Source organism: Brevibacillus sp. JNUCC-41 (assembly GCF_014844095.1).
Lineage (GTDB): Bacteria > Bacillota > Bacilli > Bacillales > DSM-1321 > Peribacillus > Peribacillus aracenensis.
The window spans coordinates 3,729,727-3,754,576 of record NZ_CP062163.1 but is presented as its reverse complement, the minus strand read 5'-3'; the positions used below and the strand labels follow the sequence as shown (position 1 = coordinate 3,754,576).

Genomic DNA, 24,850 nt, shown 5'->3' with positions numbered 1-24,850 from the left:
AAATGAGAACTATTAAATTGTAAAGGGGATGTAATTATGTTTCAAGAAGTAGCAGGTATTAAAATTCCGGATTCTATATTAGCAAAGGATGCACGAGATATTTTGAGAGAACACGGAAATGATTTATTATGGAACCATTCAAATCGTGTTTTTTTATTTGGTGCAGTCAACGGAAAAAAAGCGAAGCAGAATTATGATTTAGAATTGCTATATGTCAGTGCTTTATTCCACGATTTAGGCTTAACAAAAAAGTACATTAGTCCAGATTTACGGTTTGAAGTAGACGGTGCAAATGCAGCAAGAAGTTTTTTACAGCAGTATCAAATTCCAGATGAGTCGATTCGTCTTGTATGGGATGCTATTGCATTGCATACGACACCCGGTGTTGCAGAACATAAAGAGTCTGAAGTAGCACTACTCTTTTCAGGTGTTGGTTTAGATGTGATGGGAGATGGCTTTGAACAATTCCCTAACGACTTGCGTGAAGAAATTATAAAAGCTTTCCCTCGTAACAATTTCAAACAGGAAATTATTCCAGCGTTTTATGATGGCTTTAAGCATAAGCCAGAAACTACTTTTGGCAATATGAAAGAAGATGTTATTAAACATTTTAGACCGGAATATAAAAATAAGAATTTCTGTCAATGTATTTTACATTCACCATGGTCAGAATAAGAAACAGAAATGACAACGTAACGAGGTAGAAAGTTTGATCATTTATAAAAAGTCTGATAACCCTGTATTAATTTATACAGGGTTATTCAAATATATAAAAGCCTTGCTACATTTTTTGAAGTAAGGCTCTTTAAAGTTGATTAATTTCTATCCATTTAAATGTGTCTGGCTTCAAATAAGAATAATACAGCTGTTTAATCCTTAATGAACTAACCAGCTAATAGGATGTCAATATCTTTCTCTAAAATTTTCATTTCCCTTATGATATACTATTTTTGGCCATGCCAAATAACCCTCCAAAACCCTTTTGGAAGGATTTTTCTCTGTTTCACAAAACCGTTAATCAGGCTAAATCTAGGAGCGTTTCTTTTCTCTCCAATAGAGCGTAAATCCAATGAAGCAACTTATTCATACAGGCAACGATTGACACTTTGGCCGGTTTTCCTTCTGATTTTTTCTTATCATAGAAGGCTTTAAACTTTTTGTTCCTTGAACTTCTTATGCCGCATAGTACGGCAAGATACAGAGAATGAAGTAATCTGCTCGAACCTCTTTTAGTGATACGGTTAATGGTTGCCGTAAACTTACCGAAAGAGTGAACACTTGGATCTACTCCAGCGAAGGCAACCAGTTTTTTCGGATGATTAAACCGATCGATTTCACCAATTTCAGAGATAATCTTGGCTGCGATTTTTTCTCCTATACCGGGAATCGATTGGATGATCTTATATTCTTCCAGTTCATTTGCCAGGGCTACTATACGATCTTCCAAATCAGAGAGGTGTCCCTGGTAATGAAAAAGCAACTCAATATACATACGAAGATGATTACGTGACTTTCATACACGTTTTTTTGGAATGGATTTCGAGATGCGGAGTCCATTATTTTTTTTTGCTTTTTCCCATGCCCATTGACCCGATCGGCTAGGACAGAACTCTATAACACTCTCTGCTAGTCTACTTTCTCCGGCTGTTAATACCGCCTCTGAAGTAGGATATTCCTTTAACATCAATAAAGAAACCTTCGAATATAGATCCCCAAAAACCTTCCGGTATTCAGGAAACACTTGATCTAAAATGGTGTGAAACTGAAGTTTAGCTTCCACATACATATTCGTTACAATTTCCTGTTGTCTGGACAAATTCCGAAGGTCTAATAGCTGAATTCCTCTCATTTTATGAGGTTCTAAATCCTCTTTGTAATACAGCACACACAACTGGTACGCATCGATAGCGTCTGTTTTTACCTTCCGTAAACTGGACTTCTTTGCCTGATAAGAAATAATCGGATTTAGTAAGATATATAGAATCTCTTGATCCTCCAGGTATTGAATAACGGGAGAATGGTAATGCCCTGTAGATTCTAAAATGACCATAGGCATCTGCCCTGTCACCTCTTCAATTTCTTTTAGAAATTCTAAAAAATGATCTAACTCCTCTTTGGTATGCTTCATTGAAAAGCTCTTCCCATACGGTTTAGATTGATCTAAGAATGCCTGAACTTGGCTCTCTCCTTTTGCCACATCCAGACCAACAACTGGATTCATTATCTTTACCTCCTCTACTTATTAACCAGTCCCCCTAGTCTTCCATGTAGTATCATAGCTTCGCTTGTTATACGAGATCTGCGTCCCAACCAGCCTCAAACATGTTTCTACAAGTAGGGGGCGGACAGTTTAGTTCACGGGATCAAGTCCCACGCACCCGTACGTCCTACCCTGGCTACTGATATAATAGATTCTATTAAAAAAAGGTCAACCAGTAAAAACTGGCTAACCTTATAATACGAATGCACCCGTTAGTTCTATTAGGTTAAGGAACTTTATTTCATGGTTCAGGCTTGCCGAATTTCCATGGCTCGACAATGTATTTTTCCGGTATATCGACCCTGTTATAAAGTGAAGGTGCCATTTTCTTAGAACCAGACATTATAAAACCTCCTCAAGAACCTCCGATTCCCTTTCCCACTTTTATGGGAAGGAAATCCGTTGCGATTATACCATGCCGTGCTTTATGATCATTTCAAGAAATCTGGTTGCTCTTTTCTGATTCTGTCCCAAAGAGGCTGAAAACTCAGCCATCCTTCATATTCCGTTCCCGTTTGTTCTGCCGTTAATTTTGCATACTCTTCTTCTATAAAAATCGGCTTACCTACAGATTCAGCCATTATCTGTGCTTGACATGACCGTTCCATCGTTATGAACCACCAAGCAGCTGAATCTACAGATTGGCCGACCGTTAACAATCCATGATTGCGGAGGATGATAGCTTTGTATTGACCTAAAGCCTTAGCAATGCGCTTTCCTTCTTCGGATGCATAAACCACACCAGTAAAATCATCAAATAATGCATGGTCATTGTAAAATTGGCAGGCATCTTGCGTAATCGGATCTAGCAGTCTTCCTAAGGAAGACCATGTCTTTCCATAGACCGAATGAGCATGTGCCGCAGCAATCGCTTCTGGTCGCGCTTTATGGATTTCAGAATGAATGGCAAAGGCAGCACCATTCACAGAATGTTCACCCTCTACAATATCACCTTTATGATTAACCAATATAAGATCCGAAACGGAAATTTGACTAAAATGCATCCCAAACGGATTGACCCAGAAATGGTCTGTATATTTAGGATCACGGACGGTAATATGGCCAGCTATCCCTTCATCGAAACCGAACTTTGAAAAAAGGCGGAATGAAGCTGCCAAACGTTCCTTCCGGTGAGTGCGTTCCTCTTTCATTGTATTGAATGTTGCGGGTTGCAGGGAAATTGCCTTTGTCATTTTTCTTTCATCCTCGATTCTTTTTCCTCATTTTTTGCCTACCATCAATTAGCCATGGTGTCCATGTCAGCTTTATCCTTTACCTCTTGCTTTACTTCACTTTCGTTCTTGTGATCATTATTGGAACTTAGGAAGGTAATCGTAGTGATAACCACAAAACTAGTAGTGAGCCCGTACAGAATTGGTTGAGTGGAGGAAGGTCCATTAATCACCAATCCCACAATAATAACGATCATGCTAGCTAGAATGGAGTAAAATGCAGCTGTAGCCGTGACTCTCTTCCAAAAGAAGCCAAGAATGATCGGAAAGAACACAGCACCGGCTAAAATGGCGTAAGCTACATCTAATGCAACTAAAAAGTCTTGAATCCATATCGAAACGATTATGGTCAATACACCAATCGTTAAAGTTGTAATCCGAGATGTTTTTAAAAATTGACGTTCACTCATTTCTGAACCGATATATTTTTTAATGATGTCATTAACAACTAAAGTGGATGAAGCTAGCAATGTTCCTGAAGCTGTGGACATTAGGGCAGATACCACGCTCGCAATGACAACCCCCAATAGACCAGCAGGTAAAGTTACCATCGCTATGCTGGTAAATGCATTTTGTGGATCTCCTAAATCGGGAAGGATAATAAAAGCGCACATTCCAATGATACTGATTGCTATCGCATAAAAAACACTATATAGTCCCGCTCCAACCGTTCCGCCACGAGAAACAGCTTTGGTTCGTGCGGTAAAAAGACGCTGCCAAATATCTTGGGCAACAACTATCCCTAGAGTGAATAGTAGGAAATATTGAAAAATTGTCTCTCCGCCAATGTTGCCTAGCTCGAAATGTGATGCAGGGAGATTTTCCTTAAGCGAGTCCCACCCTCCTGCCTTAGAGATGCTCATCGGAAGCATGATAAAGAAAATACCGATCGTCATGATGACGAATTGTATGACATCAGTCATGGTGACTGACCACATACCTCCTAATATCGTATAAAATACAACGATCCCACCCCCGACTATCATAGAGACCGTTAAATTCCAGCCAGCCAAAACATGTAACATCGTCCCCATCCCAATCACTTGCGTTACAGTCGTCATGAATGTATAGATAATAGAGACAAGGGCACTGATCAATCTTGTCTGAGAGTTGTAGCGCTTCTCAAGCATTTCACTGATCGTCAATACTTTTAAATTAAATATCTTATTTGTTAAAAACAACCCGATGGCGATAATGCCGAGCCCAATCATCACCACTAGCCAAATACCGGATATCCCAAACTGATAACCTAACTTTGCTGTTCCTAGAGTAGAAGCTCCCCCTAATATCACAGCAGCTAAACAGGATAAATACATAAAATGACCAAGATTACGTCCTGCCACAATGAAATCATCTGCTGTTTTTGCCCGTTTGGATCCGATTACTCCCACAATGATTAAAACAGAAAAATATAGAATCATGATCGATATATCTAAAATATGCATTTATGCATCTCCTTTTGGGCTTGTTATGTTTTATCGCTTTATAAAGAGGGAAGGAAGGGATTTCACCGATACCTTCCTTCTTTACAGTAAAATGAGGAATTACTTGTTAAGCTGGGTTTCCAACTCTCCGGCTCTCTCTTTTTTCTCCAGTTTCCCTTTTTTTGCGAGAGCGATGAGTGTGATGAATTCATAGACAATATTAGCGGCTGCGGCAGCCGTGATTTGTCCGTGATCGTATGATGGTAACACCTCAACAAGGTCGAATCCAACAAAATCTATATTCGTCAATCCTCTCACTAAGGCTAAAGCATCATCAATGCTGGCTCCGGAAACTTCAGGGGTACCCGTTCCTGGAGCATAGACCGGATCTAAGAAATCAATGTCAAAGGATAAAAACACCGGACCATCCGCAACACGCTCATGAATGACCCTTAGCATCTTTTCGACCCCGATACGTTTATAATCGTTTGTCGTATAAACGCCCAAACCTAAATCCCGGGCATCCTGAAGATCTTCCGGTCCATATAGACCTCCCCTCATACCAATTTGAAGAGATCGTGATACATCGATGAGACCCTCTTCTATTGCGCGGCGAAAAACGGTTCCGTGATTATACTTTTGATCAAAATAACTATCCCAAGTATCAGAGTGGGCATCGAATTGAAGCAGTGCAACTGGCCCATGTTTTTTTACGATTGCACGTAACTCTCCTAGCGTAATGGAATGATCGCCTCCTAATGAAATAGGAATGATCCCTTTTTCAATGATAGGAGTAAGCTCTTCTTCAATCTTTTTATATGTTTCAGAAATATAGCCCGGAATGATTGGAATATCCCCATAATCAATCCCTGATATATAATCAAAAATGTTAATCTTCTGTTCAGGGTTATAAGGACGCAAAAGAATCGAAAAATCGCGAATAGCTTCTGGGCCAAATCTGGCCCCCGTTCTAAATGATTGTCCTGAATCAAATGGAATACCCGTAATGACAAAATCCATATGTTCATCTACCCGTTCAACAAATGGGAGCCTCATAAACGTACGCACTCCACAAAAACGGGGTGATTTGAATGAGTCTTTCGGTTGATACTTCATCATGTAACATCCTCCTAAATTCTAATTTTGCTATTATTATTTTTTACTCCACTGCAATGGCAGATGTCATACAAACTTCCATCTTTTCAAATAGAATGGACATATATAACACCTTGTTTGGAAATTTCCTTCTTACCTTTTACATAGCAAGATTCAGGCCAACTATTTCGCTGCGGTATATAAGGCTTTTCATTATTTTTGTTTCATCAAATGATTAAAAACTTAATCATTTTCTTATTTTTGATTTATTTTTTGATTATTTAGACTATTTGATTTATATTTTAATTAAACAGCATCCCAAAACCGAAAGGAGTGGAATGTATGTACGACGACATGCTGGAGGAAGAATTAAATAAGATTATTGAAACATCGAATAATAACATTCTCATTACCGATCAAGATGGAATCATTTTATATTCCAACCCAAAGCTTTGGGGGGTATTTGGTATGGAAAGTGACTCTTATATCGGTACCTCCGTCTATCAATTAGAAAGAGAGGGCCTTCTCTCACCTTCCATCAATGCGATTGTTATAAAAGGGAAGAAAGCGAAGCGTATCATGCAGGAAACGAAAACGGGTCATGTTGTCATGTCGACTGGCTATCCCATTTTTAATAAGGAAGGACTTCTTGTTAGGGTAATCAGCTATGGTCAGGATCAAACCGAGATCCTGCAATTGCAGGATCAATTTGAACAATTACAACGAAAAGTAAAAGGCTATCAAACGGAAGTCGAGGATTTAAGAGAAAAGGAACTGGATTCCCATTATTTGATTGCTAGAAGTAATGCAACCAAGCAGATTTTAAAAACAATCCATAATGTTGCTAAAACCGATGCCACGATTCTTTTATTAGGACCATCAGGGGTAGGGAAAAGTACATTTGCACGCTCGGTTCATAATCAAAGCAATCGAAAGAAAGAACCCTTTATTGAGGTGAATTGCAGCACAATACCGGAAAGTTTGTTTGAATCAGAGATATTTGGCTATGAACCAGGTTCTTTTACAGGAGCCAACAAACAAGGAAGGCAGGGTCTGATTGAACAAGCTGACAGTGGTACTCTTTTTTTAGATGAAATCGGGGAACTCCCACTTGCCATGCAAGCTAAATTACTGAAAGTATTACAGGAAAAAAAGATAAAGCGCATCGGTGGAAAAAAAGAAAGCCATATTAACTTCCGCCTGGTTGCAGCAACTAATCAAGACTTGAAGGAGATGGTAAGTCAAGGTAAGTTTAGATTGGACTTATTCTATCGTTTGAATGTGATTCCCATCCAGATTCCGGCATTACATGAACGTAAAGAAGATATCCCTCTCTTAATTCAGCATTACTTACAGAAAACCAGTGATAAATACCAGAAATTCAAAAAAATCCATCCATCGACGTATGAAGTTTTGACTCATTATCATTGGCCCGGAAATATACGGGAATTAGAAAACTTGATTGAACGGTTAATCCTGACCATCGAAGAACCAATTATATTTCCGGAACACCTTCCGCAATCCATCACAGGGCAAATTGAACAGCCTGAAGACTCCACCTTCCTTGCAATCGAACAGGATTGTGAAGAGAATTTCGATTTAAAGAAAACTCTGGAAAGGGTTGAAAGGCAACTGATTGCAAAAGCATGGAAAAAATGTAAAACCACATACGAGATGGCAGAACATTTGGGCATCAGCCAGCCAACAGTCATCTATAAGTTAAAGAAATACAAACAGTATTTGTAATTTAATCTGGACTAGAATCTACTTAATAGCCATGAGTGGTCCTTAGCCTTCAGTCATAAATGCCAAAAGGCACACATGATGAAGACACGGCATACCTGGCAAACACATGTGGAAGAAGCAGATCATCTGCGTCATCATTAAGATGTAAACCTATCTATGCGAAAAGTAAAGAGACGATTGAGCGTGTATTCGCAGATGCAAAGGAAAAGCATGGGATGCGTTGGACTACTTTAAGGGGACTTTCGCTGTCATGAATATAAAGAAGATGGCCAATTGGACATGGAAAGGTCCAAAAATGGTCTAACATGGTGAGCTTGTAGAGCACCAATCTCTTAACTTTAGGTAAAAATCAAAGGGGAATTTCAAAAGGGATCCGGAATTTTATAATTCCGAACCCCTTTTGTCTACAAACTGAAAGCACCCTTTATAGGTGCTTCATCCTTACTTATTAACTAATTATAAAATTTTCTTCTCGATTTTAATTAATTCACTATTTATTTTATTATTTAGTTCCTTGATTAACTCCAATAATGTACTCAATATGAATTCCGCATCTTTTAAAAGATATTGTTCGTTCGGTTTAAGGTAGTTCTTATACTCATCCTTACTGTAGTAACATCCCTTCGCTTCAGCCCAAAGGCCATTTAACTTCCAAGTTAATTTTGTACAATAATCTTTAATATCTGGAGAGTAATTAGATAATGTCATTAATTCTGTAGTATTTAATATTATTAAAGCGTGGAACTCACTATGTTTGGTTCTTATTGCATAAATTTTTTCCTTAAAATCATTTTCCCTATCCGGATCCTCTTTATTATTTATAATATCAGTATAAGTTACATACTTTACAAATTCATTATTTAATTCAATTGTTAAATTTGACAGTTTCTCACAAACTTTTATTGTTTTTTCATACTTACCTAGCCTTGTTGTAATTAAAAACTGTTCCATTTCACGACTGATTGAATGCTCATTTTCTAATTTAATACTTTTAATTTGCTGTTCATATTGTTTCCCAATTTGCAACTTGGCCACAAAGTATACTACGCTCGCACCTATTATTGCACCAACATAACTTCCCCAAAAGGCAATCCACGAATCTACCTGTCCAGGAGCAAATCGAAAAATGGATAATCTCAATAATAATGTTAGTACTATTGGAAATCCTATTAGTAATAAAAAGAATAATATTTTTCTCATTTATTTTCCCCTTTCCATCTCAATCATACAATAGAAAGGGCAATTTTGTATATTTTACAAATTATACATGAATGTTTATCACACTATATGACCGAAAAGTCTTTAAAAGAACACACTCTTCACTAGGCTAGCACTCTAATAAGCCTCTTCATTCCTAAAAGATTTCACCAAAATAGAGGAAGCAGTTTATAATCTGCCGCGACGCCCTCCCTCCCATTTTCCACTGTAATTTCATTGAATTCCTGGTACATAGCCATTAACAAATGAATAATACAATGCAATTAAGAATGCAGCTGTTGCAAAGAAATGAGCTATTTTATCTGGCACCTTAATAATACGTAAAATTATAATTACAATAACATAAGCAGCCCAACAAATAGCCATCCAAAAAACAAACTGCATCGCTATATTATTAAGCCCCTCAGTCAAAGGGCTGATGTCTACATCATCCATATTTACACCTCCACTTTATGTATCGGATAAATATGTATCTTTGATCTTTGTTTAAATGATCACTTAGCTTCATGCAATCACCTCATTTAAGGCATAGAAAAAGACACCCACAATCAGTGAATGCCTTCTTGATATATTTCGTTAATAGCATATTACCACGGTTAAAACCTACTGCTCTGCCGTTATTCTGCCAAATATCTGCCGTTTGTCTGAAAAACTTTTTAATGGATATCGTTATTAATTAAATCGTCAAAAAAGTACTTAATAATTCTTTACGTTCGTTAACAAATGTTTCTAGATAGTCACTAGTTATTACGTGTACTACCTTGTTGCTGTTAACTCCAGAAGTATAATTTGGCGATAGAAAAATATTAAGAAACAGACTGTTACTTTTTTACTACTCAAACCTTACACCCCTTCATCTATAAATAAAATATAAAGCACCCATCTATTATAATGGGTGCTTCTCTCTCTATCCTTATAAAGTTTTATTGAAACTTATTTTTGAAAGAAAGCCTTTCTTGATTTTGTTCGACAAATCCCCTTTAGGTTTTCAATATTCCCTATTAAATTTGAATCGAAATTGGATAATGGTAAATTTAATTTTCTTTCTTTTTCATCAATAATAATAGCGCCTTGATCTTTTATTATTGCATTTGTAATATTAATTTCCTCATCATCTAACCATATTCCATCACGAAGTAATAGATCATCGATAATTAAAACATGATTAAATAGCAGTGCTTCTACTTCTAAATTTCTTTTTTTGCAGTATTTATATCATAAATAAGCTCACTAATAGCTGTAAATAACTTGACGTAGGCATTTACTTTGTTTAGTTGGTATTCTTTTTCTAGTTCCCTTTTATAATTTTGAGAAGTTAGAAACCAATTTGCTACCTGAGTTATAGTCGAACCAACTATAGCGGAAAGAGCTCCAATTATTGCTGCGATAACTGTAATATTCATTAAATCAAATTCCCCTTTTTAGAAAATAGAACTGTCCTAATTCTTATAAACCTCAATTTTAAGCAAAAAATAAGTTTTAAATCATTATTACAAGTTTTTAAGTAATTTATCTTCCGTGTGTCTGCCACTAAGTTACTCTAACATTTTTACTTCTTTCTCTCTCTTTTCATCTTGAATTTTAGGTTTTCTAAAATTTATTAACTGTTCTTTTCTTTTTTGAACTGATAATATACTCAGAAAATTCATAACTACTCCCTATGTTGTAAGTATAATTGCCATCATCAAAAGAAAAGAATTATTAATTTCACTCACAAATAAATCATTATCCTGCTTAATAATAAGTACAAAAAATGAGCTCATTACTGCTAATAAAGTTGACATTGTTACAGTTGATACAATAAGGGAATATTTTTTATAGCTGTCGAATTTATAATCGGTGATTGATTCTTTCACTTCAACATTATTACTGTATTCACCTTCAGTTCAGTTATTTTATTTGCACTTGATACTTTTTTATCCACAGACATAAAGTTTGTATCAAATACTTCTCTTATTAGATCATCAAGGACATCAGAAACACTATTTAAATCCGTCTTTTTTCACATTATGTTTTCTTGATATTGCGCGGGTACTGCATACTGTCAAAAGTAAGGAAAATGCTCAAAAAAAGTCATAGCAAGGGTTTCTACTATAAGATGACCTGTGAGGGATTCGAACCGCACGACCCCTTCCCTGTCAAGGAAGTGCTCGCCCACTGAGCTAACAAGTCGTATGTAAATGTAGGTTTCTATGGAATATTATACTAATGAACGATATACAAACATAATGAGAATGCCAATGTCTATGGAAGGTAGTAATATGGCATTGTATTTATACAGAAAACCAACTGTGCAGAATTGTAAAGTAACATTTGTTGACGGTTCTGTTTATTGGGAAAAGATGATCTTTAACGATAAGTTCTTATCAATTAAAGCTGAACCTAACAAGTTATATTTAGACGAGGCTTGCACCAAGCTAGCTAACGTGACAAGAATGGGGTTGTTATAAAGCCTCATTCACTTTCCTCCCCTTTACCATTCTACTCCCCATAAGGCCTATTCTCTTTCTCTATCCAACAGATATGGGTTTTATTCTTTCCCCGTTGTCCATTTCTTCTATTGCTTTTGTATCTGTTCATCTTTCATTTTAATAGCCTTTTAAATCAACTTAATGTTAATTCTGTTTATACTTATAAAATTAAGTAAAGCTAAGATTTTAATATAAAGTATGGTATAAGTTTTTGCATTATCTCATTAGTTGGTCGTACTTCTTTATAGGTATATTTTCGTTCTTCGTTAGTACGAGTGAATTCAGCGACTAAATAGGAAGTGGTGCTAAGAAGTGTAGCTATATCTGTATTAGTGATCGAAATAATACCTTCATTTCTTAATCTGACTATAAAAGCTATTCTACCTTTTAGTTTTTCTTCTTCTGATAAATAAAAGGGGTTAAATTTCCCTAAAATAACACCAATATTGTCAGGAATAAGAGGTGGAACATCATTATGCGTCTGCCCTTTTTTTATACTACTAATATTTGATGGAGTCATACCAAAGTGTTCTGCAATTCTAGCTTGGCTACATCTAATTACACCTTTTTCAAGAAGTGATAAGACATACTTTGCATTTCCAGCACGTGTGCGTTCTTCATTGTAAGCATTAGAAAGATATTGTTTGATAATTTCGTTTATTTTTTCTGGGATTGTTGGTTCGACTTCGCTATATTGCCCCTCATTTGCAATGTGCCACACAGTAGAACTACTCATCAAAAAGAGATTAGCTAGTTCACTTAAACTTATATTTATCACTTTCTTTTCCAAAAGAAAAAGTAGATACTTTACATTTGCTACTATTTCCGTATCTGTAGCTTTTATTCCACCAGGAAGTATATTGGTTAACAAATCTCCTTCTTCCCTATACTTTACCTATAAGGCTTTTTTCCAACTCTAAAGCAGCTTCTTCAGTTAAATTTTCTTGGACTATCCGAATATCCCAATCATATCTTTTTTTATTTGTTCACAGGCAGCGTTTCGAGTGTCTTTCCAAGCACGCTTAGTAACACCTTTTCCAACATAAAAAACATCTCCGGAATCTTTAATAAAATACTCATATACATAAAAGTTTGTTCTAAGTTCAAAAGATTCTTGCTGATTGGTAGTTTCACAAAAGTTCTTATAACATTCTCCTATAATCTCCATTTTATATATATTCTATAACAAAACAAATGATTTATAAATTTAGTAAAGATACTTTATTATATAATATAAGAATCATACATTTAGAAGGTGAAATCATGGATAAACGATTCTCTGTTGAAGGAAATAAATCTGAAAAAGTAAAACCCACTGGCTATTGGACTTTTTTCTGTAATCCCAAGAAGTGGTATATTGATGAATTTATATTATCTGGGAAAATTGAAGATAGTTTTGCTGTTTCTGAATACCATAAGGAAGACTTTAAGCCAGGACAATTAGGTGTTATAAGGGTTGGCCATGACAGAAGAACAAAGAAACAACTTGCTGGTAAGCCGAAGCTGGTTAGAGGTATTTATGCAGTGGTAAAAATATTAGGTTCAGCTGAACCAATGAAAGGTACAGAGAAGGAATATTGGGAAGACGAAGGTGATGCAAATATAGTTAGATATAGAGTGCCAATACGGTATATAAAAACATTATTAAGGAAACCCATCCTTTTAGATAACTTAGACCTTTCAGCGGAAGAATATGATAAATACTTAATTGAAGGACAACAAGGTTCATCAATGCCATTAAGCCGTCTAGCTTTCAAGAAAATAATAGATATTGTGGGTGGATCGGATAATTTAGAGTTGGTTTTTAATGAATCAAATGAAGATAGCGATAGCATTTCAAAATTAGAGAAAAAATATTATGCCGCTGTTCCTGAGGTTAAAGAAAGAGTTAGCAGGTATATTGAAAGAGGATCGATTGCGCAGGAATATAAAAGAAGAATAGGGTTTAAATGTCAGGTTTGTGAAGCTTTAAACCTAGAACCCTACTCTTTCAAAAAACCAAACGGTGAATATTATGTAGAAACACATCATGTAATTCCTGTTTCAGAATTACAGGCTGGTTCTTTATCTGCGAATAATCTCATAACTGTATGTGCTAATCATCATAGGCAGCTACATTACGGAGAAGTTAATTTACTAGAAAACACTGACGATAAATATGTATTTAAGATTGATAATAAAACGATTGTAGTTAATAAAATATAAAGAAGTGTATACAAATGAGAATCCCTTTAGAAAAAACTTCTTGAAGAAATCTTTATACAATTAAAAATTACCTAAAGAAGAACCAAAAGGCATTTATTTGTCATTTTTCATTTTAAATCCACCTTTTATTACGGTTCTTTCTAATACAAGTGGACTTGTTATATTAGACTTCGACTCAATAATAGAGTATTTAGGTTCTATGATTCTTTTATTTAAATTCACAGGTGCAATAATTAAATTGTCTTTTTTCTCCCCTATAACAACGTAAACTGTACTATCATGATTTATTATTAAGTAGCTTTCCTTATCTTCTGCAATTCTGCTTCCTAGATAATAACATGTTTTATATGTTGCATATATTAAAAATAAAATAATCGGTATAATTATCCATTTCAACGGAATGAACGCACTCCAAATCGAAAATAATTGTTTTACTTCACTTAGTAAATAATTATATACTCTTGGTAACAAAGGTATATATTTAAACGATTTAGATTCAGTAAACTTTTTAAGACCAACAAAAACTGCAACAATTATACAAATTTCGAAAGTAATGTATAATTCTATACTTCCAGTATAAATCATGCTAATTGTCGTAGCTGCAGCAAACGTGATGGCAATTGGGTTAATTAGTTCACTAATAATAACTTTTGACATCCATAATACGAGTGTAATAACAACATAGACGATCAAACCAAATACAATAGCCATAGCTACATTGGAGATAGCCATAGAAATATCTGAAGGTCCTATATCAATTGGTGTGATATCTTCTAGTTGATAATAGCTCCAATATCCACTTCTAAAACTATAAGTAATAAAATAAGATAAAGCAGTTAATAAAACTACAATTACAGCTGCATCTTTCAAGATTTTAATTTCTCTTACTGGCACAAATAAATTTTTGTCTTTCTCTTTAGCTTTATTATGTTGTGCTTCAAATGGAGAGTTCATCCACTATATCAACTCCTAACATCCATAATCCTTATTTTATCATTTATTCAATATCAAAATTGTTTGGTAAACTATTATCTCTATTACTAAGTGGATAAAATTTTCATTTTGTTCCCTTAATGCTGTGCCCCAAATGGCAAGATATTTATCAGTCATCTTAAGAATGCACTATTAAGAAAGTTATTAGAGCCACTGTAGCCGAGATGAAAACAGACCATAATTTAATATCCATACAATCCTCCAAATTTTCACTTTGGTGTTATAGTATCTTATATACCGACAACGAAAAAACACCCCGAAGGATGTTTCATTTGTTTACTTCAATAGTTACTTTTTCTATGAAATCTAAATCGTGTTCATATTGTTCCTTTATATACTCAAACACATCTTCGTATGTGTAATTAACAATTGAAAACTTATTTACCCCTCTTCCTTTATGTTTAATTTCTATAGAGAAATCTGATGCTGCAACTTTTTCATCGTTATTGGACGGACTTTTGATAATAGCTCTTCTCATAAGATTACTCCTTTATACACTTTCCATTTTACCGATGTCCCTAATTAATTCAATACCCCAGCTAACCAACAAATTCAGACCATTGTTTTTAATTCCCCATTTTCTGAATTCATCATCATAGTAACCTAAAAGCATGTTATTGTATTCTCTATTCACAAATTCAATGTCTTCGTCGGAAAACGAATTTGTTCCATTATAAAATGATTTATCTGTCATATACTCATCAACCAATTTACTAGGTTACCCTCTTCAATACGATCCTTAACTTCTTGAATGAGTATCATTTTTCCTTGGTCGACTAGCGCACTCTTGAGTAAATATCTTCATTACAGTTATTTTTTTCATATACTTATCTCCCTTCATCTATTATTTCGACGAAAGGAGATATTTTCCTCCTTTAATAATCGACTTCATTCATTTCTTGGATATATAATTGAATCAACAGTAAGGGGGAGATGGAAAGGTTGAACGATTTAATTACAACTATCATTGCTGCAACAGCTGGTTTGGTTGCAATCATAGGAGGGTTCCTGGTCAGCAGGGTAATTGCTATAGCTAGTGAGCAGAACGGCATTAAACGCAGAATCAAAGAAATCGATAATGACCGGATAGCTAAAAAAGATATGCTCGCAAACGCGATTGAGTTTTTATTCGAAGATGATTTAAATGACTTCGTTTCAGAAGATAACATCAAACGAATAATACGTGGTAAAACACTTGAAGAAGTTATTGAAGAAGCTGAATACACTTTATTATCCAAAGAGCAGTTAGAACCTTATTACAAACAAGTAAAGGAAATGTCTAATGAATTATTGGAGCTGCACAGATCTACAGATGACTATTACGAAGAGTTTAGCGTATTTAAGAAATTTTTCACAGAATATAAATATCCTGATCGCATGGATTGGTATGAAAGGATATTCGAGGTAATTGATGAAATGGCCCAACCTGAAGCGACAGGTCCTTTTGCTGGCTTTAAATTAAGACCTCTTTCTCCTCCGAATATAAATACCGATTATAAGGATACCAAAAAAGAACGAGATCGTTTGATTGATGACATCAGAGTATTGGACCTTCAGCTTGAAGATAACTTGAAAATATATAATGATTACGGCAAGCCTAAATGGGTATGGAGTGGCTTATTGATTCTTGTGTATGCATGTATAGTTGGAATTGTTTATCCTTCAACGCTATTGCCTTATCCTGAAGAAGAAAAAATATATGATGATGTGTTAACGAAATGGTTCCTTCTTGGATTATTCTACAGTCAATTATTAGCGCTTATTATTTACTTAGGTGCTGCTATGTACCAGTTGACTCGTCAGGAAAAAGAGTATTAATTTTTTACGAAGGCCCCTTTAATCTAGGGGTTTTTATTATGCTGTTTTTTCAAAGTACCCCCTCCCTTTATAAGTGTCGTCTTACAGAATGTTACCGACACATTCAACCAGTAACAATTCAAGGCCGTTATTCGAACACCAAACATAAATTGATGCTTAGATTAGAGCTTCAGTAATTAGAACAAGCTACCAGGGACGATTACGGCTATACCCGATATTATTCGAACCGAGTGTGAGGTCCGTGTACGAGTTTACTCGAAGGTTGATTTTTTGTAAAATATACCTGGTGACCAGAAAGGATTCGTTTTTTGATTTTCGACTATTTAGAATGTAAACGACCGCCCCTCTTTCACCATTATGTACATTTCTCTTTCTTATCTCATAACACGAAGACGACATAAACAAAAAAAGGATTGCGTGCTCAGTGGATACTGAACTCACAATCCTTTATAAATGCTAGTTTCATATACCAGTGGTTAGGGTCCAACCGACACTACAATGTTGCCCGTACGATAATGCCGACTCTGTACCTTTTCCGAAGACAGAATTTAATCATTCAGGGCCGAAAAAGTATACCTTTAGAATCCAGGTGAGATTGCCTTTGCACCATTTTCGCCATAAAAAAAATTTTATATAGTTATTTTATTATCGAAGATAATTTTTGCTCAACCCATTTACTGATACTAATCCCTTCTTGTTCAGCTAAGTCTGAAATTGTTTCTAACAATTCGATAGGTAACTCAAAACTAGTTTTTCTATTGGAACTACGCAATATCAAGGTATCATCTTCATCATGTATTTCTCCATTGGTTAGATATGGTAAGATATCAACAATACCAAACACCTCGGATATTATCGGCTTTTCCCCTGCCCTTACGTAGAGTAAAACTGAATCACTTTGTTCTCTAAGTCGAATATTTTCCACCCCCCAAATTTCATATAAATAGTCAATGAAGGGATAAAATACTATTTCATTTTTTGGTACCTGAAGCTCAACATATCCTTTATAATCCAAAGGAGGTTGATGGATCGAGTATGATGGCTTTAATGTATAAGTTTTCATTCCTTCTTCATACGTCAACCACTTTTGGATATTGGGTAGGTAGAAACCAAATACATTTTCTTCATTACGAACCACACGTGCCTCTGGTATTTTAGACGAATGAAATCTTTGATACAAAGCAATGTCATTTTTCGAATCATAATATTCATATTTTTTCGGTCGCTGTGTTTCAGTTGGTTTGAGTGATTTCTCTGCTTCATGATAGGCTGTTTCCGATATTACATAAGTAATTCTTTAAAGACGTGGGTGTTCAATTACTTCCAAAATCACGCCTTCTTTTTTTCAAATTGTTTAAAGTAGTAAAAACTCTCTGGGTCTTCTTCTTCCGTACATGTTTGGAGAACATAAACCGTTTCCCCTATTTCAAAAGATTCAGTCTGAATGTTTTTTACATGGTTTAGTTTATTCATTTATTGTCTTAAATAAGTATAATAATAAATTTCTCTTATATAATCATTAAAGATTTAATATTTGAATCAAACAAAATTATTCTAATTTTAGAATCTATTTTTATACTAATTATATATCATATAAATAAAGATAGGATTTATTTAGGTCCTCATACCTTTAGGCATGCTTTTTCAATCATTTCTCACTTAAATGGAGTGGATGCCTCTCAGATTATTAAGAAGTCTAGCCTTGAACAGTTTTTCAATTCAGAAATATATTTTAGAGAAAGTTTTTGAAAAAGAGGCCATGCGATTCATTTGTGGTTTTCAGAGGGGTTTTTGCTGATTTTGTACTTTATTGAATGGTGCGCTCTTAAAAAATCCAGTTTCGAAATGGTTAAATAAAGAAAATGATAAAAGAGGAGAACAAATCATCTGGATGACTTGTTCTCCCTCTTTTTTAGAATCCCTTAGATAGGCTTGAAGTAGGAATGATAGGACATGGAAGGGCAAGCCTTCAGGGGCGGCGTTGGAAAACGTTCATAACATGGTAAAAAATAAAATTCCATTGTTCTTTTATTCACGATGCCTTAATGCCCCTAAGTTACTTCATTTATCCGTTAACATACATTCAAAATGAACCCCTGCGAATAAGGTGGTTTTTACGAGAAAAACGTTTAAACTGAAGGAGTTCAATAAGTTGAGCGACTCTGGCGGTGAAAAAAAGATTTTATTCTAAAAAATCGGATTCAAATATTTAATTCTTATCTCCGAACTCTTTTCCTGCTGATTTTTGGTCCTTTATTTTAAAAGAAATGAGGAAGCTAATTAACGAAAGTACAGCGATGACAATAAATGAGATTTGCGCGCCATACATATCAGGATGGACGATCTCGGGACGCTGCTGAGCATTTTCTGTAGCTGATGTCATCACAGTAACAAGTATTGCGGTACCTACAGAAGCGGCAATCATTTTCATCGTATTATCCATTGCTGCACCATGGGCGATTAACCGTTTAGGCAGCTGGTTTAAGGCGGCCATTGAAACGGGCATCATAACCATGGCTAATCCGAACATCCGAATACTGTACATGATCATTATAAATGTAAAACTTGTCGAAGGACCAACATCTATAAAAGTAAAGGATGAAGCGGTTATGAGGAGTAATCCGCCAATAACCAGCCACCTGGCCCCAATCCGGTCAAAAATACGTCCGATGAACGGGGACATTAACCCGGTAATAAGTGCTCCAGGGAGTATCGCCAATCCAGCTTCAAACGCAGTAAATCCCCGCATGTTTTGCATAAATAGCGGGATGAGCGTTTCGGCACCTATCAGACCCATAAAGGTAATGGCACCTATAATAATAGCAATCGGGAATAATGAATACGTGAACACACGGAACTCCAGCATTGGATGCTTCAATCGCAATTGCCTTTTGATAAACCAAACAAGTGAAATTGTTCCAATGCCTAGGGATAGATGGTACTCCCGTCTGTCCAGCCATAATTACCTGCAGCTGTAAATCCATACAATAATCCACCGAAACCTACGGAAGATAAAACAATCGAAAGCACATCCACTTTTGGCCGTGTAACTTCTGTTACATTTTTTAAAGCGAAGAACGCAACTATGATATCAATAATGGCAATTGGAAGAATGATAAAGAATAATACCCTCCATGAGTAGGTCTCCGTAACCCAGCCCGACAAAGCGGGCCCAATAGCCGGCGCGAAGGAAATGACCAGTCCGACCAGTCCCATGGCTGCACCCCGTTTATGAACAGGGAAAATCATTAGGAAGACTGTTTGCATTAACGGGAGCATAATTCCGGCTCCGCCCGACTGAATCATCCTTCCAAGCAGCAGCATTCCAAAATTAGGAGCTAGCCCCGCAACCAATGTACCGGTAGCAAAAATCCCCATGGCTGAAAGGAAGAGCTGTCTGGTGGTAAAGCGCTCCAGTAAAAACGCGCTCACAGGAATCATGATCCCATTAACCAGCATAAAAACGGTTGTTAGCCATTGTGCACTATTTGCCGTTATATTCATTTCTTCCATTACAGGAGGAATCGCGGTAATCATTAATGTTTGGTTCAAGATCGCAATAAATGTACCCGCAAGCAAAAGGGCAACAATCGTTGTCTGTTTACTATTTGTTGAACTCAATTATGGTCCCCCTTTACGATTAGGAAAAACATACTTTTGTAGATTACAATAATTTACATCAGATATCCAGTTATTTGCTGTTTAAAAAAAGAAATAAAGTCGGCATTAAATCATTACTTTCCCTACAAAAAAAGGAATTCCCTTTAGAAAACAGGTTGCGGTTGAGCCAAATACGGAAGCACCTTCAAAAGTCACTCCTCTATAAGGGCAGATCAAATAGCCGCAGTAGACATCAAAACATTCTTATAGTATGTTTTCCGCGTTTTGACTTTAAACCATATATGGATCTTTTAAGAGAGCGCCATTCTATAGATTCCAACATTCAACAAAAACCTCTCTGAAACTGATATAAACCAAACAGACAAGACCAATACTAGTGAATATAAATGAAGTATTAACCCCTTTGTATATGCGATAATCCTGGAATTCCCGGTTAATTTAACTCCTTAATCTTTTAAAAGTTCAAATATTTTTCCTCCTATAAATAAAAAGCACCCAATTTAATGGATGCTTAGATTTCCTTTCTTTCGTAATCTTATTTCAAATTTATCACTGAAAAATTCATTTGCATTAAATATAGTACTAATGTCTGAAATATCACCTACGTTCACGATTAAAGCTTCGTCAACTTCTTGATCTGTGAGGACTATGCGATATTCATATTGATTTTCAAAATATTTATCTTTCCAAAAATAAATATCAGTCCCTTGATTTTTATAAGAGCTCATCCTAGCTGAGGAATTGATGTTATAATCATCATATTTTACCAAGCCCCCTCTGTAAGCATATCCTTTTTCATTGAGTGTTCTAGTAATTCTGTCAATAAATTGTGATGGGGTAACAAAAATCAAGCTATCTCCGAACTCCCTGATCATTTTATCGATTTGTTCTTTAGGTAAATCAAATTTGGTATAGTAATACTTTTCATCCTCCTTAACCACTTTTAACATTTCGCCGACAATTGCAAACATACAGTATAATGGCCTTTTTTCATTTATATTTTTTCTGAAATTCAATTTTTTAGTTCGCCCCGACATGATTAATTCATGGGCATCTTGAGTAAAGAAATTCATTGTTAATTCCGTAAAAACATGTGCTGCTTCAAATTTGTCCCCTACACCTTTTTCTCCTGAAGCACTTTCCATATCAATATACTTTTTGAAATTATTCATATATAAATCTCCGGATAAGAAACTTTTCACAAAAGGTGTGAACTTTATAAATCCAAAAACTTGGCCTTTAAATCCAATGTCTGATATTTTCATACTCTCCATTCCCTCCTATTTGACTACTAAAATTCGACAAAAGGGACTATTCACCGATATTTATTCCAAGACTATTAAGGAACGTTTCCTGTTAGTGAACATGTAAAAATGTATGCCTAGTTCACAAAGAATATACTTCATTAAAAACCGCTTATCCAAAGGATAGACAGTCTTTCTTCTTTACAGTCTTCTTAATAACCTCTCCTGATTTCATAATCTCCCCCCAATAAAAAAAGCATCCAATTTTACGGATGCCCCTTTAACATCAATAAAAAACCTTCCAGTATTCAGGAAACAATTGAATCTATATAATTACCCGTCCAAGCTTTTCGTTGAAGTGAAATTCAAACGGGGGTGCGCAAGGATTTTAAGGCTTCAAGGTCCATTCTCTTAAAATCTATAATTTCTCCCTGCGCTGGCGATATGGTCATTTTATCAGCCTTTTCAAAAATATTTAAAGCGGGAATCGTGAACATACAGCAGGGCAGCGGTACTGTATAATAGAAAAATAAGTTTACACATTTTTTTGCCATTTACTTTTGCGTTCAGTTTATTCAAACTAAAACATCGGTAGAAAGGTTGGTAACTATTTTGAGTATACATCCAAATATGGTGGAGATAGCTTCCCTTCTTGGGGAAAAGTCACGTGCAACAATTCTTGCAAGTTTACTGGATGGGCGTTTTCATACGGCAGGTGAATTAGCATTGATGGCTGTAATAACACCACAAACCGCCAGCTTTCACCTTTCTAAATTAGTGGAAGGAAATCTTGTTAAAGTTGAAAAGCACGGAAGACATCGTTACTATCAGCTAGCAAATGGAGAAATTGCGCGCATTTTAGAATCATTTCTGGCCATTTCCCCACCTCCTGAAGTTCGGTCGCTGAAACAATCAAGCCAAGTCAAATTCCTTAAGGAAGCCAGGACTTGCTATGATCATTTGGCAGGAAAACTAGGAGTCCAATTAACTGAATCGATGTTGAAAGCCGGATATTTGAAAGAAGAAGAGAGAGAGTTTACAGTCACACCCAAAGGAGATCGTTTTTTTTCTGAGTTCGGCATAGATTTACTTGAATTAAGAAAAAAACGCCGTTCCTTTTCCCACTCATGTTTAGACTGGAGTGAACGTCACCATCATCTTGGCGGTGCTTTAGGTAAAGGACTCCTTACACATTTTTTTGATTTAGGCTGGATAGTCCGTGTTCCATCTATTCGCGCAGTAAAAGTAACGGCTAAAGGGAAAGAAGGATTTAAGGAAGTTTTTTGCATAGAGGTATAATTTAATCATCCCTCGTGAAAAAGTAAAGATGCTCTTTTCTTTTTCACGAGGGATTTTCTGTCCTTAGCAGCTTAGGACGATCCATACGATTACTATAAAGCCCTTTTAACAAATTTATTTTCCTTTTGGAAATTGCTATTTACAAGATAGATGCCAATGATAATAAACAGTCCGCCAATTAGGAGTGAAGTGTATATCGGTTCACCTAATAGTGCCCACCCTGATAATACTCCGAAAAAAGGTGCCAAAAATAAAAAGGCACTTGTTTTTCCTGGATCACTCTTTTGTAAAAGGTAATACCAAACAGCGAATTGCACGATCGATGACATGATACTTAACCATAATAAAATGGACAACGAATGACCATTCATTATGAAAAATGGTTTTTCAAGAATTAAGCTGCCAAGTAAAAGCAGTAAACCGCCAAAAAGCATCTGATAAGCAGATAATACCCATGTATCGGAAATCGCTCCCCATTTTTTCGCCAATAAAGTGGAAATGGCCCAGAAAACAGCAGAAAGAATGCCGAAAAGAATACCAACCTTAAATTCAAGTTGAGCTCCCATCGTTATAATTACTCCAACTATTCCTAATGAAACTCCAATCCATTGATATAGTTTATAGCGTGTTTGTGAAAAGATGGTACCGAAAACAACAACAAGTAGCGGGTTCGTGAATGTAAGTATGGAGGATTCACTTGCTGTAATCGTGCGTAAACTCAGGAAAATGCACCCCATGACTCCGGCTGTTTGAAAAGTGCCGATAATGAGCATTTTTATCCAATCCCCTCTAGAGTTTGGATGCGGTCTTTTTAATAAGATTACGATCATGGCCATTATGGATCCGGCAAGTGTGAAGCGTAATGCTGCTAATAATAATGGCGATGAATAAGGCAGACCCATTTTAACCACCGCAAAAGAAGAGCCCATTAAAAATGTCGTTAAAAGTATCAACAGTGTAAATTTGTAAACATTCATTTTTTTATCTCCTGACATATTTAAACTATCTACAGATATTATAGCTGGTGATTATTTCAGTTATCATCGAAATATGGAATACAAGTGGAGATAAATTAAATAGTATCTACACATCCTGGAATCCTTATCGTTTAATTGCCCAACTTCTTTAAATCTTCGTATTCATCTATTGAAATCAACTTCAATTCTTGAAGTTTTACCCTCCCATCAAAGGAGGCAAATCATCTGAATCACAAAAAAAGTAAACCTTTTTCCTGTAAACCCATCAATACGGATAGGTTCGACTGAATATTTTTTTTTCAGTGCTTTCTGCACGATACTGGTACATGCATTTCCCTTTTTCCGGATATAGGGCTTAACACTCCACCATTTAGATTAATTGCAGCACATTATTGCTAAAGTCGTATAAAAAAATAAAAAGCCCTGTTTACTGAAATTCAGTAACATCAGGCTTACAAGAAGACTTATTCCACTCTCTATATACGCGTTGTTTTAACTAACAAACTTTTATAATTAGTAATAAAATGAAGTATTTCATTTTATGTGAACTCCACTATTAACCTGCATTTATTTCAATCTATTTCACAGAGGAATCGTTTGGGGATTTTCATTCATGAAACTTTCCTTTCCCAATTTCGAGGCCATAAAAACGATAAAACATACGACTCCGAATGATGAAACCAATAACCAAACTGCTCCATTTAATGAACCATCGAAAGCGTCTATGACAAAGCCAATCGTCAAAGGAGCGATGAAGCCAGCCACTTGCATCCCTAAATTGACCACACCCACTGCCGAACCTCCTATTGCTTCGGTAAATACTTCAGCAACAGACTAAAAAGACTGCGGAAATATAGGTTAAATGGTTTGAAGATGATAACTCCCGTTACCGTTTCTGCATGAAACATGAGATAAACGAATAATGCTAGACCTAGGCCACTAAAGCCCCTTATCCAATTTTCCCGACGAACTTTCATTTTATCCAGTACATAACCGACGATATTGCCGGGATCATCTTTTGGGGTTCACTTCATTCGGGTATGCTTTTCTTTACCAGTTATCCGTTTTATCTAATAATTGATCAATATCAAATGCATCGAGATGAAATGGAATTGACTCTTCAGCAAGTTCTTCAGTAGCTAAAAGCAATTGGTCAATATCTATTATAGTCAAAAACAATTCGCCTCCCTTTTAATACCTTTTCCCTCAAACATTACTTCTAATAGTTGATTCTTTTGAGGGTATCA

The 24,850-nt window shown here is 35.7% G+C and carries 22 protein-coding genes, 1 tRNA gene and 3 pseudogenes; 6 read left to right on the top strand and 20 right to left on the bottom strand.

Annotation, left to right across the window (positions count from 1 at the left end; all coding sequences use genetic code 11):
* The first annotated feature begins 36 nt into the window (after nt 1-36).
* Nucleotides 37-675, top strand: coding sequence for an HD domain-containing protein (locus JNUCC41_RS18330; protein WP_192204234.1), 639 nt, complete (start codon nt 37-39; stop codon nt 673-675).
* Between the two features lie 343 nt (nt 676-1,018).
* On the opposite strand, the pseudogene JNUCC41_RS18325 reads toward JNUCC41_RS18330, so the two are convergent.
* The 4 genes and pseudogenes from JNUCC41_RS18325 to speB form a co-directional block, all read right to left on the bottom strand.
* Nucleotides 1,019-2,221: pseudogene (locus JNUCC41_RS18325) on the bottom strand (IS110 family transposase).
* Nucleotides 2,222-2,691: 470 nt separating this feature from the next.
* On the bottom strand, nt 2,692-3,453 hold the full coding sequence (locus JNUCC41_RS18320; protein ID WP_192204233.1) for a class II aldolase/adducin family protein: 762 nt from the start codon (nt 3,451-3,453) through the stop codon (nt 2,692-2,694).
* Nucleotides 3,454-3,497: 44 nt separating this feature from the next.
* Nucleotides 3,498-4,937 (bottom strand): sodium:solute symporter family protein, encoded by a 1,440-nt coding sequence (locus tag JNUCC41_RS18315; protein ID WP_192204232.1) that lies wholly within the window; start codon nt 4,935-4,937, stop codon nt 3,498-3,500.
* 99 nt (nt 4,938-5,036) lie between these two features.
* The gene (speB, locus tag JNUCC41_RS18310; RefSeq protein WP_192204231.1) at nt 5,037-6,035 is read right to left on the bottom strand and encodes an agmatinase; all 999 of its coding nucleotides are present in this window, start codon (nt 6,033-6,035) and stop codon (nt 5,037-5,039) included.
* Between the two features lie 318 nt (nt 6,036-6,353).
* On the opposite strand from speB, the gene JNUCC41_RS18305 reads away from it, so the two are divergent.
* On the top strand, nt 6,354-7,757 hold the full coding sequence (locus JNUCC41_RS18305) for a sigma-54 interaction domain-containing protein (RefSeq protein WP_228467364.1): 1,404 nt from the start codon (nt 6,354-6,356) through the stop codon (nt 7,755-7,757).
* Nucleotides 7,758-7,844: 87 nt separating this feature from the next.
* Nucleotides 7,845-8,061, top strand: a pseudogene (locus JNUCC41_RS18300) (transposase); the annotation flags it as partial.
* Between the two features lie 152 nt (nt 8,062-8,213).
* Here JNUCC41_RS18300 and JNUCC41_RS18295 read toward each other — a convergent pair.
* The 7 genes from JNUCC41_RS18295 to JNUCC41_RS18270 all read right to left on the bottom strand — a co-directional run bounded on the left by JNUCC41_RS18295 (nt 8,214) and on the right by JNUCC41_RS18270 (nt 12,614).
* Entirely contained in the window at nt 8,214-8,957 is a 744-nt protein-coding gene (locus JNUCC41_RS18295; RefSeq protein WP_192204230.1) for a hypothetical protein, read from the bottom strand.
* Nucleotides 8,958-9,188: 231 nt separating this feature from the next.
* Entirely contained in the window at nt 9,189-9,410 is a 222-nt protein-coding gene (locus tag JNUCC41_RS18290) for a hypothetical protein (protein ID WP_192204229.1), read from the bottom strand.
* Between the two features lie 752 nt (nt 9,411-10,162).
* Nucleotides 10,163-10,378, bottom strand: coding sequence for a hypothetical protein (locus JNUCC41_RS18285; protein ID WP_192204228.1), 216 nt, complete (start codon nt 10,376-10,378; stop codon nt 10,163-10,165).
* A 696-nt stretch (nt 10,379-11,074) separates the two neighbouring features.
* Nucleotides 11,075-11,147, bottom strand: a tRNA-Val gene (locus JNUCC41_RS18280).
* A 157-nt stretch (nt 11,148-11,304) separates the two neighbouring features.
* Complete coding sequence (locus JNUCC41_RS27110) at nt 11,305-11,433, bottom strand: hypothetical protein (RefSeq protein ID WP_286182145.1); 129 nt, start codon at nt 11,431-11,433, stop codon at nt 11,305-11,307.
* A gap of 191 nt (nt 11,434-11,624) precedes the next feature.
* Nucleotides 11,625-12,317, bottom strand: coding sequence for a GIY-YIG nuclease family protein (locus JNUCC41_RS18275; RefSeq protein ID WP_192204227.1), 693 nt, complete (start codon nt 12,315-12,317; stop codon nt 11,625-11,627).
* Nucleotides 12,318-12,395: 78 nt separating this feature from the next.
* Nucleotides 12,396-12,614, bottom strand: a complete 219-nt coding sequence (locus tag JNUCC41_RS18270; RefSeq protein WP_192204226.1) for a GIY-YIG nuclease family protein — start codon at nt 12,612-12,614, stop codon at nt 12,396-12,398.
* 95 nt (nt 12,615-12,709) lie between these two features.
* Between JNUCC41_RS18270 and JNUCC41_RS26820 the strand changes: the two genes are divergently transcribed.
* The gene (locus JNUCC41_RS26820) at nt 12,710-13,651 is read left to right on the top strand and encodes an HNH endonuclease (RefSeq protein WP_228467363.1); all 942 of its coding nucleotides are present in this window, start codon (nt 12,710-12,712) and stop codon (nt 13,649-13,651) included.
* Between the two features lie 93 nt (nt 13,652-13,744).
* Here JNUCC41_RS26820 and JNUCC41_RS18260 read toward each other — a convergent pair whose 3' ends face one another.
* The 3 genes from JNUCC41_RS18260 to JNUCC41_RS18250 all read right to left on the bottom strand — a co-directional run bounded on the left by JNUCC41_RS18260 (nt 13,745) and on the right by JNUCC41_RS18250 (nt 15,338).
* Nucleotides 13,745-14,605 (bottom strand): hypothetical protein, encoded by an 861-nt coding sequence (locus tag JNUCC41_RS18260; protein WP_192204225.1) that lies wholly within the window; start codon nt 14,603-14,605, stop codon nt 13,745-13,747.
* 307 nt (nt 14,606-14,912) lie between these two features.
* Nucleotides 14,913-15,122: a hypothetical protein gene (locus JNUCC41_RS18255; RefSeq protein WP_192204224.1), complete on the bottom strand. Its 210-nt coding sequence runs from the start codon at nt 15,120-15,122 to the stop codon at nt 14,913-14,915.
* Nucleotides 15,123-15,134: 12 nt separating this feature from the next.
* A complete protein-coding gene (locus JNUCC41_RS18250; RefSeq protein WP_192204223.1) occupies nt 15,135-15,338 on the bottom strand; it encodes a hypothetical protein in 204 nt (67 codons plus the stop codon).
* Between the two features lie 248 nt (nt 15,339-15,586).
* Between JNUCC41_RS18250 and JNUCC41_RS18245 the strand changes: the two genes are divergently transcribed.
* On the top strand, nt 15,587-16,462 hold the full coding sequence (locus tag JNUCC41_RS18245) for a hypothetical protein (protein WP_192204222.1): 876 nt from the start codon (nt 15,587-15,589) through the stop codon (nt 16,460-16,462).
* Between the two features lie 637 nt (nt 16,463-17,099).
* Here the strand turns inward: JNUCC41_RS18245 and JNUCC41_RS18240 are convergent.
* The 3 genes and pseudogenes from JNUCC41_RS18240 to JNUCC41_RS18230 all read right to left on the bottom strand — a co-directional run bounded on the left by JNUCC41_RS18240 (nt 17,100) and on the right by JNUCC41_RS18230 (nt 21,348).
* The gene (locus JNUCC41_RS18240) at nt 17,100-17,600 is read right to left on the bottom strand and encodes a hypothetical protein (protein ID WP_192204221.1); all 501 of its coding nucleotides are present in this window, start codon (nt 17,598-17,600) and stop codon (nt 17,100-17,102) included.
* A gap of 1,071 nt (nt 17,601-18,671) precedes the next feature.
* Nucleotides 18,672-20,083, bottom strand: a pseudogene (locus JNUCC41_RS18235) (DHA2 family efflux MFS transporter permease subunit).
* Between the two features lie 500 nt (nt 20,084-20,583).
* Nucleotides 20,584-21,348, bottom strand: a complete 765-nt coding sequence (locus JNUCC41_RS18230; RefSeq protein ID WP_192204220.1) for a hypothetical protein — start codon at nt 21,346-21,348, stop codon at nt 20,584-20,586.
* Between the two features lie 591 nt (nt 21,349-21,939).
* On the opposite strand from JNUCC41_RS18230, the gene JNUCC41_RS18225 reads away from it, so the two are divergent.
* Nucleotides 21,940-22,626, top strand: a complete 687-nt coding sequence (locus JNUCC41_RS18225; RefSeq protein ID WP_192204219.1) for an ArsR/SmtB family transcription factor — start codon at nt 21,940-21,942, stop codon at nt 22,624-22,626.
* Nucleotides 22,627-22,718: 92 nt separating this feature from the next.
* On the opposite strand, the gene JNUCC41_RS18220 is transcribed toward JNUCC41_RS18225, so the two are convergent.
* The 3 genes from JNUCC41_RS18220 to JNUCC41_RS27105 all read right to left on the bottom strand — a co-directional run bounded on the left by JNUCC41_RS18220 (nt 22,719) and on the right by JNUCC41_RS27105 (nt 24,776).
* Nucleotides 22,719-23,603: a DMT family transporter gene (locus JNUCC41_RS18220; protein WP_192204218.1), complete on the bottom strand. Its 885-nt coding sequence runs from the start codon at nt 23,601-23,603 to the stop codon at nt 22,719-22,721.
* A gap of 582 nt (nt 23,604-24,185) precedes the next feature.
* On the bottom strand, nt 24,186-24,395 hold the full coding sequence (locus tag JNUCC41_RS18215; protein WP_192204217.1) for a hypothetical protein: 210 nt from the start codon (nt 24,393-24,395) through the stop codon (nt 24,186-24,188).
* A gap of 258 nt (nt 24,396-24,653) precedes the next feature.
* Complete coding sequence (locus JNUCC41_RS27105; protein ID WP_260320863.1) at nt 24,654-24,776, bottom strand: hypothetical protein; 123 nt, start codon at nt 24,774-24,776, stop codon at nt 24,654-24,656.
* Between the last annotated feature and the right edge of the window lie 74 nt (nt 24,777-24,850).

What these genes read in the sequence shown, in the direction of transcription:
- JNUCC41_RS18330 (WP_192204234.1), top strand. Translation starts at nt 37, where the DNA reads ATGTTTCAAGAAGTAGCAGGTATTAAAATTCCGGATTCTATATTAGCA.
- JNUCC41_RS18320 (WP_192204233.1), bottom strand. Translation starts at nt 3,453, where the DNA reads ATGACAAAGGCAATTTCCCTGCAACCCGCAACATTCAATACAATGAAA.
- JNUCC41_RS18315 (WP_192204232.1), bottom strand. Translation starts at nt 4,937, where the DNA reads ATGCATATTTTAGATATATCGATCATGATTCTATATTTTTCTGTTTTA.
- speB (WP_192204231.1), bottom strand. Translation starts at nt 6,035, where the DNA reads ATGATGAAGTATCAACCGAAAGACTCATTCAAATCACCCCGTTTTTGT.
- JNUCC41_RS18305 (WP_228467364.1), top strand. Translation starts at nt 6,354, where the DNA reads ATGTACGACGACATGCTGGAGGAAGAATTAAATAAGATTATTGAAACA.
- JNUCC41_RS18295 (WP_192204230.1), bottom strand. Translation starts at nt 8,957, where the DNA reads ATGAGAAAAATATTATTCTTTTTATTACTAATAGGATTTCCAATAGTA.
- JNUCC41_RS18290 (WP_192204229.1), bottom strand. Translation starts at nt 9,410, where the DNA reads ATGGATGATGTAGACATCAGCCCTTTGACTGAGGGGCTTAATAATATA.
- JNUCC41_RS18285 (WP_192204228.1), bottom strand. Translation starts at nt 10,378, where the DNA reads ATGAATATTACAGTTATCGCAGCAATAATTGGAGCTCTTTCCGCTATA.
- JNUCC41_RS27110 (WP_286182145.1), bottom strand. Translation starts at nt 11,433, where the DNA reads ATGAGGCTTTATAACAACCCCATTCTTGTCACGTTAGCTAGCTTGGTG.
- JNUCC41_RS18270 (WP_192204226.1), bottom strand. Translation starts at nt 12,614, where the DNA reads ATGGAGATTATAGGAGAATGTTATAAGAACTTTTGTGAAACTACCAAT.
- JNUCC41_RS26820 (WP_228467363.1), top strand. Translation starts at nt 12,710, where the DNA reads ATGGATAAACGATTCTCTGTTGAAGGAAATAAATCTGAAAAAGTAAAA.
- JNUCC41_RS18260 (WP_192204225.1), bottom strand. Translation starts at nt 14,605, where the DNA reads ATGAACTCTCCATTTGAAGCACAACATAATAAAGCTAAAGAGAAAGAC.
- JNUCC41_RS18255 (WP_192204224.1), bottom strand. Translation starts at nt 15,122, where the DNA reads ATGAGAAGAGCTATTATCAAAAGTCCGTCCAATAACGATGAAAAAGTT.
- JNUCC41_RS18250 (WP_192204223.1), bottom strand. Translation starts at nt 15,338, where the DNA reads ATGACAGATAAATCATTTTATAATGGAACAAATTCGTTTTCCGACGAA.
- JNUCC41_RS18230 (WP_192204220.1), bottom strand. Translation starts at nt 21,348, where the DNA reads ATGAAAATATCAGACATTGGATTTAAAGGCCAAGTTTTTGGATTTATA.
- JNUCC41_RS18220 (WP_192204218.1), bottom strand. Translation starts at nt 23,603, where the DNA reads ATGAATGTTTACAAATTTACACTGTTGATACTTTTAACGACATTTTTA.